A 20201-nucleotide genomic window follows, 5' to 3' on the forward strand; every position below is an offset into this window, starting at 1 on the left:
TGTCCTTATAATCTAATATCTATAGTCTTACCTAGATGAGGAGTAATTGATTGCTCCATCATCTTCGTATTTACCTCTAGCATTTGAGTCAAATCTACGGCTTGTACTTCTACTGTATCCATTGCCATCTTCATTACTGAAATACTGGCTTGTTGGGCTACTTTCATTTGACTAAGATTCATTGATATTGCTGCTATATCCATGGTGTTGTGCCTCCTTTAATCATATTCTACTATATTTATCTATAACCTCACTTAACTTCATAACCTTAGTTCCCCTAATCTTCGCTCCCCCTTCAGTTACATCAATAAATTCTATATCTTTTTCTTCTAAGATTCTATTTTGTATCCATCTCAAATAAATATATAAGTTTTTTGAGGTCCGTATAGTATTTCCGTAAACATCCTCAACTTCTCTTAAACTATTACTTTCAATTACATTTTTTGCAAAGGTATCTTTGGAATGAGTTTTATTTTCTGTAAATGCAAGGTCTTGTCCCACAAATATTATTGGGTTACATCCCATTCTAATAGCAACATCTAATCCTGTAGTGGCTACAGAACCTCCTGTTTTTACTAGCTTGCGATTATTGTTTTTGGCATATTCATCAGCTAGAGGATATCCTTCTTGTAACGCTATATATTTAAATCCATTATATTTTAGCATTACATTTTTATCACATGTAGATAATACTATGATTGGCACATCAATATTTAGTCCATTTAATTGCATATCATAGAGATATTCTGATGGATCAGTGATAATTATATAGTCTGGTATAATATCTGATACTAATAGTGTTCTAACTGCTCTACCAACAGATAAAATAATCCCATTATCTTTAACTTTAGATAATTCATGGATATTTTTATCTAAAGATGGACCTGCTGCAACTAAGTAGAGGGGTTTATTTATATGTTTACTAAATAAAATGTCTACATTTTCATCAAAGTTCTTAATGTTCTCCATAAAGTTTTGTTCTAACATATCTTTTGTTGAATCTATGGTATTTTGTTTCATTTGAAATTCTTCCAGTATGTATTTAAGTTCTATGAATTCTTCTGGAATGATATTTAATGATGGTCTATGGATTGCTATTTTTATATTATTAATTGATAGTATTTTGTTTAGTTTTTCATAGGATTTTCGTTCATTTTTCATCCTAATAAAAGTTATGTTTTTATTATTTAAAATTCTATTTAAATCAACGTTTTCACTTGCTAATTTCAATATATCCCTATTACATTCAATAACATATATATGATAACTTTTACTATTAGCATTAATTTTATCTTCTAATGCATTTATATGGTAACCTAACCCTAATCCATAGATAAAGTAAATTTCTGCATTTTCATCATATACTTCTTCTGCAAAAGCCTTAGAATCTCTAATAGGATTATATTTGCTATAGAGAAGAAAGCTTTTATTATCAACATCTGCTTGAATAGTCGGCATATTAGATTGTTTTGTCAAAATCAGTGTATAAGAGCGATTAATTATCATGATTACTTGTCTCCCTTGAAAATTTTTATCAATTTTAATCCAAGTTTATTATTATCTGTTCCTAGTACTAATCTACTCGTCTATTGTTGTATCTCTTTTCTGCAAATTTCCATCATTTTTTCTAGACGTATCTCATATGTATGATGTTTTTTTACCAAGCTATATCCTTCATTAATTATATGTTGTCGTTCTTCTTCATGTACTAAATAATATTCTATGATATCTTGTAAGTCTTGTAAATCTCTAAATATTATACAATGCCTGCCATCCTGAAAATATCTTCGTATATCTAATTTATCATTCGTTACTAAAAAAGCTTTACTTCCTAGAACATCAAAAACTCGCATAGGTAATCCCGTTTCAACAAAAGATCTTGTTAAATTAATGTTCACTTTGGAACATCTGAAAATTTTGGGCATTTCTATAAAATGCTCAGCATAACCCATATAAATACTCTTACCATAAATTTTATTTCTCCATGATTCATCTCCATAAACTTTTACTTTATATAATTCTCCTAAAAACTTAATTATTTGTTCCCTCTCAATTTCACTATGCTTTCTTCCTAACAAAAATCCTAACTTTTCATAGGGGCTTAGGTAATCATCTCCAGTAATTAGATACCCTGTTTCCCTATTAATATCTTCAATTATGGAATTATCTACAATGTATGGTAAAATAAAATTTTTTGATAAATTTTGAAGAGAAATCTTATTCTCTATCTCTCTTTTTAAAGCTACCGAAAGATGTTTCTCTATATATTCATTAAATTCATTTTCATAGGCTGAAGACCCTAAAAAGCTAACTACGGTATTATAAAGCATCTTTTCTTTGTCCGAAATATCAATCTTATCCAACCGTTCTACATTAGCAGCTACAGGCATATAATATACATTATCTAGTCCTTTCTGCCTAAGCTTATAAACAATAACTTCATCATAAACAAAATAAATTTGTTTTTTCCGTTTTCTTCCTTCAGAATATAAAGAATATGCAGGCGTATCTACTGTCCATGATATATATATAATATTTAAATAATCCGCTATCTCAGATATTATTTCGCTAGGGTTAATAGTGAATATGAATTTCGGGTGTTTCTTTGATATCTCTGTATACAATCTTTCCTTTGGAAGCCAATGTTGTTTGTTTACTATATACCCCAAGTTTCTAAAAGCTTCTATACAATCATCTGCAATTGTAGGATGTTCAAATACCATTACAGTATCTTTTTCAACAGTTTTAGAACTTTCGGAAATATCATTCAAATATTTTATTACATTGGAATAGTATAAAGGATCCACTTGCATTAAATGATTATTAATAACTATATCTTTACCTTTAATATTTTTTTTACACAATGAATAATACTCTTCTCCTATATATAGAGTAATATGATCCTTTATTTCTTCCCATAATTCTAACATGTTATCCTTAATAAAATTAATAAAAGTGTTATCTTTATCTATTATTATAATATGCTTTGCTCCTTTATCAATAAGACTTTCTAACTCATATCCTAATCCTATTCCTAACAATATATACTCTTGTGATTGCGTGTAACTCCAACCTATATCTTCTATAGAACGGATTGGTCTATACTTAGAGTATAGATACCTCGTATGTTTAGAATCCTGAAGTTTACATGTATAGTTTCCATCTCTAGCTATTTCAAATACAACTATTTTTTCACCCAACTTATACCACTCCTACATTAATATTTCTGCAGTCACTTTAGCTCCATCACCTTTTATCAAACTAAACATTTCATCTTTTGAATATATTCTAATATTCGATCTTTTAATATTATTAATAATCATATTGTAATTTATATCTGGATACTTGCCTAAATACTCAATTCCAATATCACTTAATTCTTTACATATCAAATCCTGATTATCTGCTATGCTAAATATAATTGGAATGCTTCTTTGTGATAGTACCTCATATACTGTACTTCCCCCTGCAGTAATTACTAATTTAGAAGAAGCTATATATCTTTTTAAACTATTTGGCTTATAAATTAGTTCTACATTCTCCATTTTTATTTCTTCAATCTTCTTAATATAATCATATGTATATCCAGGTCCAATGATAATTTTTATCTTTATATCTAAGTCTTTGATCTCTTCTAATATCTTTAATGTAATACCATATTCATCTGTACCACCTGTTGTAATTAGAATCCCATCTTTATTTGAATTTAAATCTGTATTATTATCCCAATATTCTTCCTTCATTACTAAATATTTGGGTCCTAATAATTTTAATTGTCCTTCTATATCAGAATATCCTAAACTTTCAGCATGTATATTTCCATTATAAATAATATCAGGTATTGATGAATCGTATATATCATTGTTATCATCAATTAGCATTAATTTAGTTTTCTCTTTCACATTTATAAGGTATTCATTATTACCCAAATATGAATCAAATATAAACAAATTAATATTTAGTTTGTCCATTATCTTATAATCCTTTTTTAAATCACTACTTATTATAAATTTAAATCCAGTGTTAGCTATTAGATTTTCTAGTTCTTCATTTATTATAAAAGTAATATCAATATCTTTATCCAATAATCTAATAGCCTTAGCCAAAGAAAGACACCTATAAAAGTGTCCATATCCTATTTTCCTGCCTCCCAATGTTCTAATTACTATTCTTTTCATTCTATATGGCTCCAATCAACAGGAGTTCCTCTTTTGATATTTTTGGTTACTTTTTTTCCTAATATTTCATAATAATATCTTGGATGCATTCCATATCCTGGTCTAATTGACCTCATGTTCTTTTCAGTTATTCTATCTCCTGCTTTTATATCTTCTGTAAAGAATAATGATCTGGAAAAGGTTCTATTTTTTATTACTTTTTCTGTAAGATCATACTCTACCTTCCCTAATGCCTTTTCTAGTTTTCTTATTTCGTCTACCATTGATTTAAATTCATCTATTTCCATTGAAAATTCTGCATCAGGTCCTCCTATACTTCTATCTAAAATTACATGTTTTTCTATAAGTTTAGCACCTAATGCTACTGCTCCAATAGCCACTGTGCTTCCCATTGAATGATCCGATAATCCTACGTTTACTCCAAAGGTTTCCCTCATGTTTGGTATTGTTAGTATGTTCATATCCTCATATGGAGCTGGATATGAACTTGTACATTTTAATATTGTAATATTATTATTGCCTACTTTCTTACATGTTTCCACTGCTTCTTTTATTTCCCCTATTGTAGCTATTCCTGTTGATATGATTACTGGCTTTCCCTTTGAAGCAATATATTCTATTAGTGGTATGTCTGTTATTTCAAAGGAAGCTATTTTATATGCTGGTGTGCTAAGACTCTCTAATAAGTCCACTGCTGTTCTATCGAATGGTGAGGAGAAAATAGTAATTCCTACTTCTTTTGCATAATCAAAAAGTTCTTTATGCCATTCCCATGGAGTATATGCTTCTTGATACAATTTATATAATGTTATCCCATCCCATACCGTTCCTTGCTTTATTTGAAAGTATTCATTGTCACAATCCATAGTGATAGTATCTGCTGTATATGTTTGAATTTTCACTGCATCTGCTCCTGATTCTTTTATAGCCTTTATTGTGTCTTTAGCTATTTGAACATCATGTCCATGATTAGCTGATATTTCTCCTACTATATATACTTTACTATTAAACATGAGATTTTATCCTCCAGTTATTATTCTTATCTATTAAAAAATAAATTCTATTGTATTTGCTCCACTATTCTTCTATATAAATTTTTTCATAACTATAGTTATCTTTAATTTCTTCCCATCTATCTTTTGTTATAGCCATCATAACTATATCAAAAAATTCTCCATTTTTATAAATATGTTGCTTTAACGTACCTTCAATAATTGAACCAAATCTCTCATGAATAGAGATAACCTTTTCATTGAATGAAAATACTTCACACCAAAACTTATTTAGATTCAATATATTAAATACATAATCATATATATTACATTCTAAAGTAGAAGCTATGCCCCTTCCTCTAAATGAATTATCACCTATATAATAACCCCATGTACATCTTCTATTTATATAATCTATATCCCTGAGATTGATTACTCCAATCTTTACTCCATCAATTTTTATCATCCAATATTTTACGCTAGTATCATTCTTGATTGAATCAAACCATTTTTCTTGAATCTCTAAAGTTAACACTGGATCTGTATACATATATTTTGTTACTTCAGGTTTCATTCTCCAGTGCATAATTTGCTCCAAATCATCTTTAGCTATCTTTACTAACTCCAATGACATAGTCATTCCTCCTCTTACTTATATAAGTCCCATTATAGCCAATTAATTAAACTAAATTATTCATTAAGAAAATTCAATGTCATATCATAGCTTCTTTTGCTCTACATGCTTATTTATATTAAATAACTCTGGTTGTCTTTCGAATAATTCTAATATTTCTTTAAGGTGAAAATCGTGTTTTCCTCCATATAACTCCTTATATATTTTAGCTATTAGTTCAAAGTCTTCTTCTGTATCTAGTGTCCATCTGTGCTTTGAACAATCTATATCATTTTTATAATAAAATATATTATCACTATTTTCATAGATAAATGGTGTTACATGTTCCCTTTGATATGCTTCTTTAGCTTTTATATATGCATATTCTAATTCTTTAAATGAAAATACTTCTGTATCTAAGCCTCTTGGATATGTTCTTTGTGATAAATCAGAGCCTGCATTAGTTACTAAATCATATTTATTGTTTTTATAATAATAAATTATTTCATCAACTATCTTTGGATCTATTAAAGGACAATCTGATGTTATTCTTACAACTACATCCGCTTCATTTTCTTTAGCTGCATAGTAATACCTTGAAAGTACATCTTCTTCAGAACCTCTAAAGAATTTAACTCCTAATCTCTTTACTTCATCTACTATCTGATTATCTTCCTCTTTAATAGTTGTTGCGATTACTATTTCATCTATTTTTTTAGCTTGTTTTACTCTAGTTACTACATGTTCTAATACAGTTTTATCTAAGATTTTCTTCATTACTTTTCCTGAAAGTCTTGTTGACCCCATTCTAGCTTGTATTATTGCTACTGTTTTCATATTTGCACTCTACTTTCTATAATAATTAATAATCTTATAGAATCCATTGATTACATCTTCCACATCTTCATCTTTCATAGCTGGAAATAATGGTACTGTAAGTATTGCATTATACAATTCTTCTCCTTTAAGACATAATTTTTTTCTATATCCTAGTTTTTGATAATATGGATGCCAGTATACTGGTATATAATGTACATGCACTCCAATATTCTCTGCTATCAAAGCATTAAATATTTCTTTTCTATCTACTCTAAGTTTATCTAAGTCAAGTTTTAACACATATAAATGATTTACAGTATCTGAAAAATCAGCATTCTTTTGAAGAATCACTCCATCAAGTTCTTTAAAAGCTTCATTATACCTAGCTACAATCTCTTTTCTCCTTTCAATAAACCAATCTATCTTTTTCATTTGGCTTATTCCTAGGGATGCTTGAAAATCTGTCATTCTATAATTAAAACCAAGGTCTAATTGTTCATAATACCAATCACCAACATCTTTATTCTCAAGTTGATCTATATCTCTAGTAATACCATGGGATCTAAAATATATCAATTTCCTATAATATTCCTCATTGTTGGTAGTAATAATGCCACCTTCACCAGTTGTGATAGTCTTTACTGGATGAAAACTAAACATTGTCATATCAGCAAGAGATCCTACTCTCGCCCCCTTATATTTAGTTCCTAAAGAATGTGCACCATCTTCTATAATTACTATACCTTTACCTTTTACTAAATCTTTGATCGCATCTATATCTACTGCTTGCCCTGTATAATCTACTGGAATTATTGCTTTTGTTTTATTAGTGACTTTTTTTTCAATCTCTGCTACATCAATGTTGAATGTTTCTTCATCAATATCTGCGAATATAGGAGTTGCTCCCATATATAATACACAGTTTGCTGATGCTGCAAAGGTAATTGGAGTAGTAATAACTTCATCTCCTGTACCAATTCCAGCTGCATAACAAGCTCCATGTAATGCTGCTGTACCATTAGAAAATGCTACTGCATATTTAGCACCTACATAATTTGCTATTATTTCTTCAAATTCTTTGACTTTGGGGCCTGTTGTTAAAAAATCGGATTTCAATACTTCATTTACCACAAAACAATCTTTATTATCTATATATTGTTTTGCATATGGTAATAGTTCATTTCTTATAGGTACTCCCCCTAATATTGCTAGTTTCATATTATCACCTATCTTTACTATTCTTTAGTTATAGCTACTTCTTTAGTGTAATCATATATAAATGGCATCATATCTAATTGAACTAATAATTCTGTTAATTCTTCAACATCTAACCATTCTTTATTAGTTCCTGAATTATATTCAAATCCATCTTCTATAGGTTGTCCACCTTCTGTAAAAAAACGTTCAGAATTCCACCAATCAAAATGTGGATATACTATATAATGATTTTTGTATTCATAAGTCATTCTTGAATCATCTTTAGTTACCATTACTTCATGTAATTTCTCGCCTTCTCGAATACCTACCTCTTTTAACTTACAATCTGGTAACATTGCTTCGGCTAAGTCTGTTATCTTAAATGATGGTATTTTTGATATATAAGTTTCTCCACCCTTTGATTCTTCTAATGCTTTAAATACCAATTCAACGCCTTCCTCCAAAGTAATCCAAAATCGTGTCATTCTAAAATCTGTTATTGGAAGCTCTTTTTCTCCCTTCTCAATTAATTCCTTAAAAAATGGTATAACAGAACCTCTACTACCAGCTACATTTCCATATCTAACTACTGAGAAGATTGTACCTTTCCCACCAGAATATGCATTTGCTGATATAAACAGCTTGTCTGATACCAATTTTGTCCCACCATATAGATTAATAGGATTTACAGCCTTATCTGTTGATAAAGCCACTACCTTTTTAACACCACAATCCAAGGCAGCATCAACAATATTTTGTGCTCCATGGATATTTGTCTTTATAGCCTCAAATGGATTGTACTCACAAGCAGGAACCTGTTTCATCGCAGCAGCATGAATTACATAATCAACTCCTTTAAACGCCCTATAAAGTCTATCCTTGTCCCTTACATCACCGATAAAAAATCTTAACTTTGAAAACTGCTCTTTGGTCAATTTAGATGAAAATTTCTTTCTAACCATATCTTGCTTAAACTCATCTCTTGAATAAACAATAACCCTAGAAGGACTATATCTATCAAATATCATCTCTATAAATTTCTGACCGAAAGAGCCTGTGCCACCTGTTATTAGAATTGATTTATTATTTAGCATAATTATCCTCTTTCCTTTATACTATAAACTCTGTTGCTATTATTCTTTGTATCATCCAAAACTAGATTTCACTTCTCCATATTCCTCCATAATATTTCCAAGATTAAATTTTTATTGTTAGTATACATTTAAGAATACTCAAATTTAAAGTGTATATTTATTATAAGCTAATATCAATTAAGCTTCTCTTTTATTATTTCTATATCTATTAATTCTACCAATCTTTCTTTCATTGTAATAAATATTGGTACGATTTCATATGAAAGAATATCTGCAATAGATACATTATCATTACTAGATAAAGCTTCTTCAAATTCAACAAGCAATTCTTTTAAAGAAAATATTTCCTTTGCATAACGATTCCAATCTTCATAGTTTATAATTATATCTTTTAATCTTTTATCCTGATCTATAGATGAAAATGTAGTCATTATCCAACTAATCCCATCTAGTAAGTTATCTAATTCTTGCCAGTCTTGATTATCTGGATTTTTATAAAAATTATCAGCTAGATTTTCAATTATGGTTGGAGTTCTTTCAAGATAATCTAAAGTAGAATTTAATATATCATCAACTAATTCCTTATATGTTAATGTAATTACTTTTACTTCTTCTATTACCCTAATATTATCTAAAAAATAATCATAATAGTCCTGATATACCTCAATACTATCTATTACCATATGACTTAATATCTTAGAGGATTTGTTAACTATATTATCTATTTCCTCAAAAATACTATCTATTTCTTTTATGCTTTTTTCAAACTTTAAAATTTGATTTTCTATATAAATTTTCACTGTAAAACCTCCATTTCTATATATAATATCGACAAAATATACATATTATTTACATATTATATTCTTATTATTAATTTTAGCTTTTAGTTTTTTCAAAATTTATCTAGAACAGATTACCAACTTCTTTTTCCTCCATAGCTGCTAGAGCAATTTCCAATAACTCATCTATATTCTCATATTGCATTTTTAACCCTGTTAATAGTCTTTTCTTCTTATCAAGTGGATCTTCTATATCACTTAATGCATTGTAGGTACCCATTGTAATAGCCTCTAAATACTTCTCACTAGTCTTCTCAATAAAACTTTTATAAAAATCAATATTTTCAAGTTCCTCGGTTTTATTCATTATTTTGTCAAATTCTTCGTTAAAGATATCTATGTGATATTGATTTTCCAACTTTGTTAGTAAATTAATTCTTCTTTTAGATATTTTAAGGCATCTTTTTGATTCTAATCTGTACTTATTTATAAGTTTCTCATATTTTTTCGTATCTATATTGACATCAACTTCAGATAAGGATTTAAGCTCTCCTTCTATATCATATTCTTTCGTTAAATATTTATCTATAGCTTCTTGAAAACTTATATTTGGAATACCTTTTATAGGAATTCCACCTTCCGTACAATTGTATATATTTTTATTTAATTTATTATAGTCTATATAGTCTTCAAACCAACTTTTAAAGTTTAAAAAAGCCTTTTTAGTATATACTTCATTTCCATAAATGTCTATTTCTTTTATATATTTATCTCCACTATTAATGTTTTTTTGGTGAATTGCTCCATCTGCATATAGTTTTTCTTTCGTATAACATAAATCTTGTCCTAGAAATATAATACTTGATGATTCAAGCCATATTGCAAAATCAAGTGCTAAATTTGCAATTGAACCTCCTATTAAAAACTTGTTTGTTTTTATACTTAACTTCTCACATAGTTCATCCATATAGTTATCAGAATATAATGATAACCACATTTTATTTCCTAGATAGTCTATTAAAGATTCATAATATATAAAATTACTATATATTAACAATGATTTATGATTTTTTAAATTTTTAAATATATTTCCTTCACTTTTATTTCCATCTACACCCATTATTATATGTGGTTCTACTCCGTTATTTTCCAATATATTTGCAGAAGAACCTACTGCCACTATAATTGCTTTCTTCTCTATATTGTTTAACAAATTAATGTTTTTTTCCAAAGAAGGCCCAGCTGAAACAATTACAACTGGAACTCCTTTCAATTTATCTTTAAATATATCAACAGTATTATATTTTTTTATAAATTTGATGTTTCTTAATATATTATATATCCATCTCTTGGAACTTAGTATTTCTGTAAATAAGTTCCCTTCAAACATCATTACTAGAGAACTTAGTTGTTTATATACATCATCTATATATTCTTTATATAGATTGTTATATATGGAAAGATGAGCAAAATATAAGCTTCTTATTTTATTGTTTTTTATATAATGCTCGATTAAATGCCTAATAGTATATTTATCTTTATTTATAATAAAAACTATATTTTCATTATAAAAGTATTCTGAGTAATCTTTAATTTTTAGAGATTGAATAAATATATCTAATTTTGGTTCTATTATAATTATTTTTTTATCGTGAAACTTTTCAAATAAAGGTCCTAAATAATAGCCCAAACCTATCCCAAAAATAGCTATGGTATCCTCTTCTCTTAGATTTATTCCTTCTACCCATGCATTAGCTTCTCTTATGGGATTATACTTACTATGTAAGTAAGTTTTGCTGTCTATCAATACATTAAAGCTTTTATCTTTATTTTCTATTAACTTATACTTTTCATCAATAACATACTGATTAATTTCTTCATATATATCTGGATAATGTATTTTTAACTGTTCCATGTTTTTTTTGTACAATCTAAACACCTCTTGTAATTTATATATTTTTAATTTTTAACCATTATTGTAAGATATGATAAAGTATCAAATTTATTTTCTTTTATTAAATCTATAATATATTGTGTGTATTGCTGATCATGTAGAGAAACTCTTGAAAATGATTGTATTAACTTTAATACAATATCATCGTTTAATTCTTTATTATATAAAGATATCCCTATTAAATGCAATTTTAACATTGAATATATTATACAAATATAAATGTATGAGTCCCATATGGTTTTAAATTTACCAAAAGGCATACAATTACCAAAATATTCATTCACTAGATAATTTTCTAAAATATATTCTTTTTCTTTAATATATGGCTCATAGTAATCTCTGTACCCTTCAGAGTATAACTCTCTTATATCTTCTACAGAATTACTTCCCTTGTACTTTAATCCTGATAAGGTTTCTTCTAGACACTCTAAGTATCTACAATTAGTTATACCTTTCATAACATTTCCAACAGTAAATTCATTTGCTATAACAATTTGAATCTCAATATTAGTGGGTATGTTCTCAATATTATGCTTTAATTCTCCATCTCTAACCATATTATTAAATTGATTAATAATATCTGGTATGTAGTTATATTTATTCTTGTCCATTAACTCTTGCACTTTTTTATAAAATATTCCTAATAAGATTATTCTTTCATTCAATCTAAAATTTCTATTTTGCAAAATTCCTATGGAAAAGATTCTTATATCCCAAAAATATTTATATTTTTCATTTTTAAAATAGTCTCCCTTATCGTTTATTGCATAGCTTATTCTAACACTATCATCAAATTCTTCTTCTATATAGTCAAACTCCATTATATCTCTATTCATAATGCATATTCTTACTGCCTCTGGACAAGACATCTCTAAGCTCTTTTCCAGATTATTGTTAATTAGATTAATTTTCCTAGGATAAATTTTGCATACGTTAGATAAATATTCTTTTCCTAACTTTAATTGTATTTTGCATAATTTCTTATTATCTAAAAATGGACATTCTCCATTTTCGTTCATCTTAATTTTGCCATAAGTTTCATCTTCAGTAGATTTTCGATTTCGAGTTATATTTTTCATAAAAATATCTTTTAGTTCCAAATCTTTATTTTTCTTGTACTTTTTGTACGTATCCTTGTCAATATTCACTCTCCATCCTATGCAGCAACTATCTTCACAGCCAGTTCCTATGCATTTAAACTCATTAAAGTATCTTGGTATTAATGTTATAACTTTCTTTTCCATATAATTCCTCACTTTTTTATATTTACTAAACTTGTTAATATAAAAATAAATAATATAAAAGAAACTATAAAAATATCCAGAGAATATTCTCTGGATATTTTTATAGTTTGATTCTCTGATTATCTTAATAATTGTAATACAGTTTGTGGTGCTTGGTTTGCTTGAGCTAGCATAGCAGTTGAAGCTTGTTGTAATATGTTTTGTTTTGTTTGCTCCATCATTTCTTTCGCCATGTCTACGTCTCTTATTCTTGATTCTGCAGCTTGAATATTTTCAGCAGCATTGTCTAGATTTCTAATTGTATGCTCTAACCTATTTTGATTAGCTCCTAATTTTGATCTTTGTGCTGATACTTTCTTTATAGCAGCATCTACTTTTGATATAGCACTTCCAGCATTTGTGTGAGTATCTACTTTAAGTGCATTAACACTTAGAGCACCAGCCTTCATGGTTCCAACCTTTAATGACATACTTACACCTTTATCTGCCCCTATTTGGAACTTAGCTGATGTAAGACTTCCATCTAATAATTTTTTCTCATTAAATGTAGTTGAATTTGCTATTCTATCGATTTCAGCTACCAATTCATCAATCTCATCCTTTATAGCAGTTCTATCAACAGTAACATTTGTATCATTCGCTGCTTGTACTGCTAATTCTCTCATTCTTTTAAGTATTGAATGAGTTTCATCTAATGCACCTTCTGCAGTTTGAATCATTGAAATACCATCTTGAGCATTTTTGGAAGCCATATTAAGTCCTCTAACTTGTGCTCTCATTTTTTCGGAGATTGATAATCCTGCAGCGTCATCTCCTGCTCTATTGATTCTATAGCCTGATGATAATTTTTCCATTGATTTGGCTCCACCATTGTTAGCTATACCTAATTGTCTGTGTGTGTTCATTGCCATCATATTGTTATTAATTCTCATTATTTATTCCTCCTTGATTTTTGTTTGTTGGCATCCTTGCCAAAATATCTTAGTACCTTTGGCCAAAAGGTTTTTTAACTTTCATTATTATTATCGGATGTTTGTCCAATAACTTTAGCATTTTCATCAGAATATTTTTCTTTTATTTCCAAAAATCTATCTAAATTGTCAAACAGTATGTCCACTAGCTTTGGATCAAAGTGTTTTCCACTTTCCTCTTTGAAATATTTTAGTATATCATTCATTACCCAAGCTTTTTTATATACTCTAGGAGAACCTAATGCATCAAATACATCAGCTATGGCTGCTATTCTTCCATAGATATGTATTTCCTCACCTTTTAATCCTCTTGGATAGCCTCTGCCATCGTATCTCTCGTGATGTTCATGAGCTACTATGGCTGCTGCTTTTAGAATTTCTCTTTTTGAATTTTTTAGTAGATTATATCCTATTGTTGTATGTGTTTTTACTACATTAAATTCTTCTGGTGTTAGCTTACCAGGTTTAAGTAGTATATTATCTGGAACTGCAACCTTACCTATATCATGTATTGGTGAAGCATGGGTAAGGAGCATAGTATCTCTCTGAGATAAGCCATATTTTTCTGCTAGTAGCTGACAATATTTAGATACTCTCTTTACATGGGATCCTGTTTCTTCTGATCTTGCTTCTGTAACTTCTCCTAATGTATATAATATTTCTTTTTGAGTTGCTTCTATTTCTAAATTTAGACATAGGTTATCGAAAGTTGCAGATATACTTTTGTGAAATACATCTAACAGTTCCATATCCACATAGTCAACATTATCATCACTCTCTATAAATATAATGGCTTCATTTCCTGCAGTGCTTTTATATCTAGCTATATAGCAATTGTCAAAAAGTTCATGGTCTCCACCATTATATATTTTATTTGCTTTCATCAAGTCAGCTTCTGAAACGGTTTCTCTTATTTTGTTATTAATAGAATCCTTATACTTGCCAGTTCCACCAACTATATTAAATATATGAGTTTCTCCTTGTCTAACTGCTGCAAAAGAATTAATATTGCATTCATCTCTACCTTTACACTGATTGATTAATGAACTAAGATGACATAGGCTAGATATTAGAAAATCATTTAGCGCATCTTTTTCATATAGTTTAGATATGGATGATACTACTTTCTCCATTGACTCTCTATTGTTTTTTATACGATTAATATCCCTAAAGGACCTTAGGGATGATAGAATAACTGTATTCATTTTTTTAGAAAATAAATCTGTTTTATTCTCATAGCCATTTATATCATAGTTCAATATGATTTCATCTTGTAAACTACTAGAACCCTTCCCAGTCATTAAAACAATTCTAATATCAGTATTTTTCATATCTTCTCTAATGTATTTTGCTAAGCCTAGACCTGAGTCTTTTTCTTCTAGAAATACATCTAATAATACTAAGGCTATATCTTTATTCGCTTTTAATATATTGACAGCTTTTTGAGATGTATAAGCACTATAAAACTCTATACCTTTATCCTCGAAGGTAAGATCTTTATTGATTTCTTTCAGCATCCTATGTATAAAATTATCATCATCTACTATCAATACTTTCCAGAATCCACTTTTATTAATACAAAATCTTTCTGTACCTTCCATGGTAGCTATTACTCCTCCTTGAGTAGTCGCAAATTTAATTGCCTTATTTATTGAAAAGTTTTTTTACATCTTCTAGTTTAGAAATATTATTAAGGGCAGCCAAATTTTCTTCTTCCATTTTTTTATATAATTCATTACGTATTATATCAATGTCTTTTGGTGCTTCGATACCAATCTTGACCTTACCTTCTTCTATTTCTATTATTTTTATTTCAATTTTTCCATCTATAATTATGGATTCATCCTTTTTTCTAGTAAGTATCAGCATATTATTCGCCTCCTACTTTGGAGTCTTGATTGAAGATAAAATGTTTTGTAGTGTATCTTTCATCATCTAGAATTACTTGTTTACCTAACCTTTCCTTTGTATTAATTACTATTGGGCCTAAAAGATTAGTTGTCATTTTATTCATATCTGTTGGTATCACTACTATTGTATATATGCTTATATCTTCTTCTCTTTCTATCTTTAATTTATTAATTGCTGTCTGCGGAAGTAATATATCATAGTCACTAAATATTTCAAAGGGATTTATGACAATAAATGACAAGTCTTGGTTATTAATTGATTGTAGCCAGTGAAAAGGATTTTCCTTATCTTCATTTAATATAATTATAAATTCCTTTTCTTCTTCAAATGCGGGAATTCCTTCTTCAAAATTAATTATTTTTTCTTTTTCGATCTCTATTTCTCCAAAATTTCTAGTTTTTATTTTCATTTGTATTACCTCCTTTAATTCAATGCACAATTTATACCCAAAGGGCACTTACGCAATGCACAATTGAAAAAACTTTCGACACTAATTCCATTATAATACAAATTGTGAAATTATTATACATTATTTTTGAATCTTCTTATATGAGCATTTGTACCCAAAAATTAGAAAATGGGCGCCTAAATGTGCGCCCTTACTTTTTATCTTAGAAAATCCATTAAACTCGGCTGTATTATTCTAGATCCTACTGCTAGACTTGCTCTATATGCATTTTCTGCTATAGCTAGATTCATATAGGCTTCTGGCAAACTAACATCTTCATTGAAAGATAATAACTCTTTTAGATTCACTATTTGATTTTCTATTTTATTCTTTGTTAAGTCTAATCTATTGGATTTTGCTCCTATCTCTGCTGTAACAGATAGGACATTGCTCATGGCATCTTTTATGTCTGTTAATGCCGATTGAAGGTCATCGTTGTTATTTGTATTTAGTGCTGCTTCTAATTTCTCAAACATATCGAATAAATATGCTTTGTCACCAACACTAACATCTGATGTATAATCCTTATTTCCACTACCAAATATCTTGTTTCCTAAAGTATTTACGGATGCCCTCTCTGCAACTCCTACATTATATACAAATATCTCGTCCTTTTTTTCTCCTGTAGGGTTTCCATTTTCATCTAAAACATCATATTTCTTTAAATCTACTAAATAATTTCCATTCTCATCCAATAAAGGTTTATCGGTTTTAAATCCTGTAAATATAGATCTTCCTGCATAGGTAGTATTACCTATTTGAATCAAATGTCCTTTTAATTCTTTTATCTCTTCTTTTATCTTATCTAAGTCTTCAGAATTAGTTCCATTGGCAGCTTGTACCGTTAATTCGTTCACTCTATGAAGTACAGAATTTATTTCCTTTAGTGCTGATTCAGTTTCTTTCATCCAAGAGGCTGCATCTTTTGTGTTTCTGAGATACTGTTCTACCTTTGATATATCTGTATTAAATTTCAAAGATTTACTTGCACCTATTGGGTCATCTGATGGTACTCTAAATTTCTTCCCTTCAGTCATTTCATATTGCAATCTTTCTAGCCTCTGCAATGTACTATTTAGATTATATGTCATATTGCTTACAAGCATATTATTTGTTATTCTCAATTATACTACCTCCCAACCATTCCCAATCTATTTACAGTAACATCTATTATCATATCCATAGTTGATATCATCTTTGATGAAGCTATATATGCGTGTTGAAATCTTATCATATCTGCCATTTCTTCATCTAGATTTACTCCAGATATAGATTGACGTTTTGAATCTATGTTTTTTTGCATTAGTCCTTGGGTTTCATAAAACCTTTTGGCCTGTAGACTATCTACTGCCATGGAAGAAAGCATAGATTTAATAAAATCATCCGGAGTTCCTTGTGATATATCTCCTGTAAAGAATGTCTTATCTTCCCTTTGTTTTATCAGTGCTAGAAGGTTTATATTATCATCTGCTGAGCCGCCAGGATTTCCTGCTGCTGCTATGTTTTTTACATCTTCTAATATGCTTTTATCTAAGGTTAAAGTTGCTGCTGGGCTATTTGGGTCATATTTAAAGAAATTAATTCCCGTTACACTATTTCCATTTTCATCTTTTAACGTATAACCTTTACTATGCAAATCATTAAACTTATCTGCAAACCCTTTGGCAAATTCATTTAATTGTTTTTGAAAATATGGTATACCTCTATAAGTATTTCCTTCTCCATTTCCTGTAAGCATATCCAATAACCCTTTTAGTTCACCTGATCTTAGGTTTACTTCACCGCCGTTTTCCCAGATTAATTTATATACTTTTTCAGTTCCAGTATCTGTGGCTTTAAGTGAAAGTTTATTTGTAGATAAATGGTCTACTATGGATATTCCACTAAGAGAAATATTATATTTTCCATCTGGTGATTCATTTACTTTTATATTTACAATTTTAGATAATTCATCTACTAACAGCTCTCTTCTATCTCTTAAATCATTAACTTGTTTCCCATCTATTTCTAAGGAATAAATTTGTCTATTTAATCCTGCTATTCGTTCACTTAAGCTATTTACAGTCTTTATTTTTGCATCTATTTCATGTTCTGTTTCTGTTTTCATATTCATTAATCTTTGTGTTGTTTCATTGATATGTTTCGTAAATGCTAAGGCATTTTCTCTTACTGGTTCTCTAAAGGATATATCCGATGAGTTTTTACTCATTTCATCTAAACTTTTATAAAAGTCATTCATATATTGTGTAAAACTACTCTTAGAAGGTTCACCCATTAGTTTTTCTATTTCTGTCAAAGAATTTTTCTTTATTTCCCATTCTCCCAATGGAGCCATTTCACTCCAGTATTTAAAATCTACAAAGGAATCTCTTACTCTTTTAACATTGTAAATCTCTGTGCCCGTACCTAAAAATCCTATACCTGGCATTTTAAATGGATTAGTAGCTCGTTGCTCCACTTGTTGTCTTGAGTATCCCTTCGTGTTTGCATTATCTATATTATGATTTGTGGTATATAAGGCTCTTTGTGACGCAAGAAGTCCTCTCACCGCTGAATTAAATCCAAAAAACATTTACTCAGTCCCTTCATAAAAATTTTGATTAGTAAATCTATCTTCCAACTAATCCAACCCTATTTACAACTGTCTCTATCATCTCATCAATAGCGTTTATTACCCTAGAGTTTGCTGTATATGAATGTTGGAATTTTATCATATCGGCCATTTCTTCATCCAAGGATACAGCCGATATACTTTGTCTTCTTTCATCTATGGTATTTATTAGAAAACCCTGATTTTCCGCTATAAGTCGTGAAGACTTTCTCTCTTCTCCCAAAGAAAAGATTATATCTCTATAATAATCATCTGTACTCATTTCTCCAAAGATAGTCTTATTTCTCAATTCATATATACCCTTAGCTATATCTCCATCACTAATTCCACCAGTTATGGATATTGCTATTTTATTGTAATTCGAAAGTTCTGGATTAACTTTGATATTGGAAGCATTAATTACTCCACCTGAACCTACGAAGAAATCCCCTCCCTTATTGCCTTCTAAATCTATTCCCGTGGAATGTAAAGCATTTATTTCATTTGCAAGGTTTTGTACAAATGTATCTAATCTATTCATATATTCAACCATAGATTTATCCCTTACATCTATGAATCCTGCCAATTCACCTAATCCATTTAAATCTATTTTTTCATTGGATTTTTCCCAGTATATATGTCCTAACCCATTGTTATCATTTTTTATATCTATTCTGCTGATAAAACTTCCATTAACTATATCTCTTCCTTGTAAAGATATTATTGTTTCTCCAAAGGTATTTTCATAGGATGTAATCGGCAATAATTCTGATAATCTATCTATAAGTGCATTTCTTTCATCTCTAAAGTCATTAGCTTTCATTCTACTGTTCTCGCCTTCTACTAGCTTAATACTTTTATTTAATTCTCCTATTTTATCCAATATATTATTGACTTCATCAACTTTAGTAAGCATTTGTTTGTTTAAGTTATGTCTTATATCATTAAGCTGCCTTGATATATGATTAACAGTTTCTGCAAATGCAACGGAAGATTCATGTACTAATCCCCTAATAGTTAAGCTATCTGCTTCTTTAGAAAGCTCATCCCAATTTTTCCATAAACCATCCATTACTTTTTGTAATCCACTATCTGTTATTTCATTAAATACTCCCTCTATATCTTCAAGTATTTGTGCTTTTGCATAGTGGTATCCAAAACTGGCATTTTCACGTCGAAGTTTCAAATCTAGGAACTCATCTCTTATCTGCCTTATTTGGATAACATTAACACCTGTACCTGTTTGAAATCTACCATCAGCAGATTTGGTATATGAATTACTTGCATGTATTGCAGATTGTCTTACATAATTTGGATTATTTGCATTTGATATATTATGTGATACTGTGTCTAAAGATTTTCTTGAAGCTTGCAATCCTGATATTGATATATATAATCCTCCGAATCCCAT

General features: G+C 29.0%; 19 protein-coding genes. All 19 read right to left on the minus strand.

The features are described from left to right. Window positions 1-5: 5 nt before the first annotated feature. The 19 genes from RDK80_RS09185 to flgK (RDK80_RS09275) all read right to left on the minus strand — a co-directional run bounded on the left by RDK80_RS09185 (window position 6) and on the right by flgK (RDK80_RS09275) (window position 20201). Window positions 6-203 carry a YjfB family protein gene (locus RDK80_RS09185; RefSeq protein WP_256311256.1) on the minus strand — a complete coding sequence of 66 codons (198 nt, stop codon included), beginning with the start codon at window positions 201-203 and terminating at the stop codon, window positions 6-8. Between the two features lie 19 nt (window positions 204-222). Then, window positions 223-1506 (minus strand): 6-hydroxymethylpterin diphosphokinase MptE-like protein, encoded by a 1284-nt coding sequence (locus RDK80_RS09190; protein WP_308524107.1) that lies wholly within the window; start codon window positions 1504-1506, stop codon window positions 223-225. An 80-nt stretch (window positions 1507-1586) separates the two neighbouring features. Beyond that, the gene (locus RDK80_RS09195) at window positions 1587-3200 is read right to left on the minus strand and encodes a glycosyltransferase (RefSeq protein WP_308524108.1); all 1614 of its coding nucleotides are present in this window, start codon (window positions 3198-3200) and stop codon (window positions 1587-1589) included. A gap of 12 nt (window positions 3201-3212) precedes the next feature. Further along, window positions 3213-4178, minus strand: a complete 966-nt coding sequence (locus RDK80_RS09200) for a hypothetical protein (RefSeq protein WP_308524109.1) — start codon at window positions 4176-4178, stop codon at window positions 3213-3215. After that, window positions 4175-5191 carry a pseudaminic acid synthase gene (gene pseI, locus RDK80_RS09205; RefSeq protein WP_308524110.1) on the minus strand — a complete coding sequence of 339 codons (1017 nt, stop codon included), beginning with the start codon at window positions 5189-5191 and terminating at the stop codon, window positions 4175-4177. Before pseI ends, RDK80_RS09200 begins: the two co-directional genes overlap by 4 nt. Window positions 5192-5255: 64 nt before the next feature. Continuing rightward, the gene (pseH, locus tag RDK80_RS09210) at window positions 5256-5804 is read right to left on the minus strand and encodes a UDP-4-amino-4,6-dideoxy-N-acetyl-beta-L-altrosamine N-acetyltransferase (RefSeq protein ID WP_308524111.1); all 549 of its coding nucleotides are present in this window, start codon (window positions 5802-5804) and stop codon (window positions 5256-5258) included. A gap of 84 nt (window positions 5805-5888) precedes the next feature. Next, the gene (locus tag RDK80_RS09215) at window positions 5889-6620 is read right to left on the minus strand and encodes a glycosyltransferase family protein (protein WP_308524112.1); all 732 of its coding nucleotides are present in this window, start codon (window positions 6618-6620) and stop codon (window positions 5889-5891) included. Window positions 6621-6629: 9 nt separating this feature from the next. Further along, window positions 6630-7820 carry a UDP-4-amino-4,6-dideoxy-N-acetyl-beta-L-altrosamine transaminase gene (pseC, locus tag RDK80_RS09220; RefSeq protein ID WP_308524113.1) on the minus strand — a complete coding sequence of 397 codons (1191 nt, stop codon included), beginning with the start codon at window positions 7818-7820 and terminating at the stop codon, window positions 6630-6632. Between the two features lie 17 nt (window positions 7821-7837). Beyond that, window positions 7838-8893 carry a UDP-N-acetylglucosamine 4,6-dehydratase (inverting) gene (gene pseB, locus RDK80_RS09225; protein WP_308524114.1) on the minus strand — a complete coding sequence of 352 codons (1056 nt, stop codon included), beginning with the start codon at window positions 8891-8893 and terminating at the stop codon, window positions 7838-7840. 173 nt (window positions 8894-9066) lie between these two features. Continuing rightward, on the minus strand, window positions 9067-9693 hold the full coding sequence (locus RDK80_RS09230) for a hypothetical protein (protein WP_308524115.1): 627 nt from the start codon (window positions 9691-9693) through the stop codon (window positions 9067-9069). 103 nt (window positions 9694-9796) lie between these two features. Further along, window positions 9797-11602: a 6-hydroxymethylpterin diphosphokinase MptE-like protein gene (locus tag RDK80_RS09235; RefSeq protein ID WP_308524116.1), complete on the minus strand. Its 1806-nt coding sequence runs from the start codon at window positions 11600-11602 to the stop codon at window positions 9797-9799. Window positions 11603-11631: 29 nt separating this feature from the next. Continuing rightward, entirely contained in the window at window positions 11632-12870 is a 1239-nt protein-coding gene (gene fliB, locus RDK80_RS09240; RefSeq protein WP_308524117.1) for a flagellin lysine-N-methylase, read from the minus strand. A 119-nt stretch (window positions 12871-12989) separates the two neighbouring features. Continuing rightward, window positions 12990-13802, minus strand: coding sequence for a flagellin (locus tag RDK80_RS09245; RefSeq protein WP_308524118.1), 813 nt, complete (start codon window positions 13800-13802; stop codon window positions 12990-12992). A 74-nt stretch (window positions 13803-13876) separates the two neighbouring features. Further along, entirely contained in the window at window positions 13877-15442 is a 1566-nt protein-coding gene (locus tag RDK80_RS09250; protein ID WP_308524119.1) for an HD domain-containing phosphohydrolase, read from the minus strand. 43 nt (window positions 15443-15485) lie between these two features. Then, window positions 15486-15710: a carbon storage regulator CsrA gene (csrA, locus tag RDK80_RS09255; RefSeq protein WP_216554750.1), complete on the minus strand. Its 225-nt coding sequence runs from the start codon at window positions 15708-15710 to the stop codon at window positions 15486-15488. A 1-nt stretch (window position 15711) separates the two neighbouring features. Next, window positions 15712-16161 carry a flagellar assembly protein FliW gene (gene fliW / locus RDK80_RS09260; RefSeq protein WP_216554748.1) on the minus strand — a complete coding sequence of 150 codons (450 nt, stop codon included), beginning with the start codon at window positions 16159-16161 and terminating at the stop codon, window positions 15712-15714. Between the two features lie 197 nt (window positions 16162-16358). Then, complete coding sequence (flgL, locus tag RDK80_RS09265; protein WP_256311240.1) at window positions 16359-17324, minus strand: flagellar hook-associated protein FlgL; 966 nt, start codon at window positions 17322-17324, stop codon at window positions 16359-16361. Window positions 17325-17329: 5 nt separating this feature from the next. Next, window positions 17330-18772, minus strand: a complete 1443-nt coding sequence (gene flgK / locus RDK80_RS09270) for a flagellar hook-associated protein FlgK (protein WP_308524120.1) — start codon at window positions 18770-18772, stop codon at window positions 17330-17332. Between the two features lie 37 nt (window positions 18773-18809). Further along, window positions 18810-20201: a flagellar hook-associated protein FlgK gene (gene flgK / locus RDK80_RS09275; RefSeq protein ID WP_308524121.1), complete on the minus strand. Its 1392-nt coding sequence runs from the start codon at window positions 20199-20201 to the stop codon at window positions 18810-18812.

Source organism: uncultured Tissierella sp. (assembly GCF_902479755.1).
Taxonomy (GTDB): Bacteria; Bacillota; Clostridia; order Tissierellales; family Tissierellaceae; genus Tissierella; species Tissierella carlieri.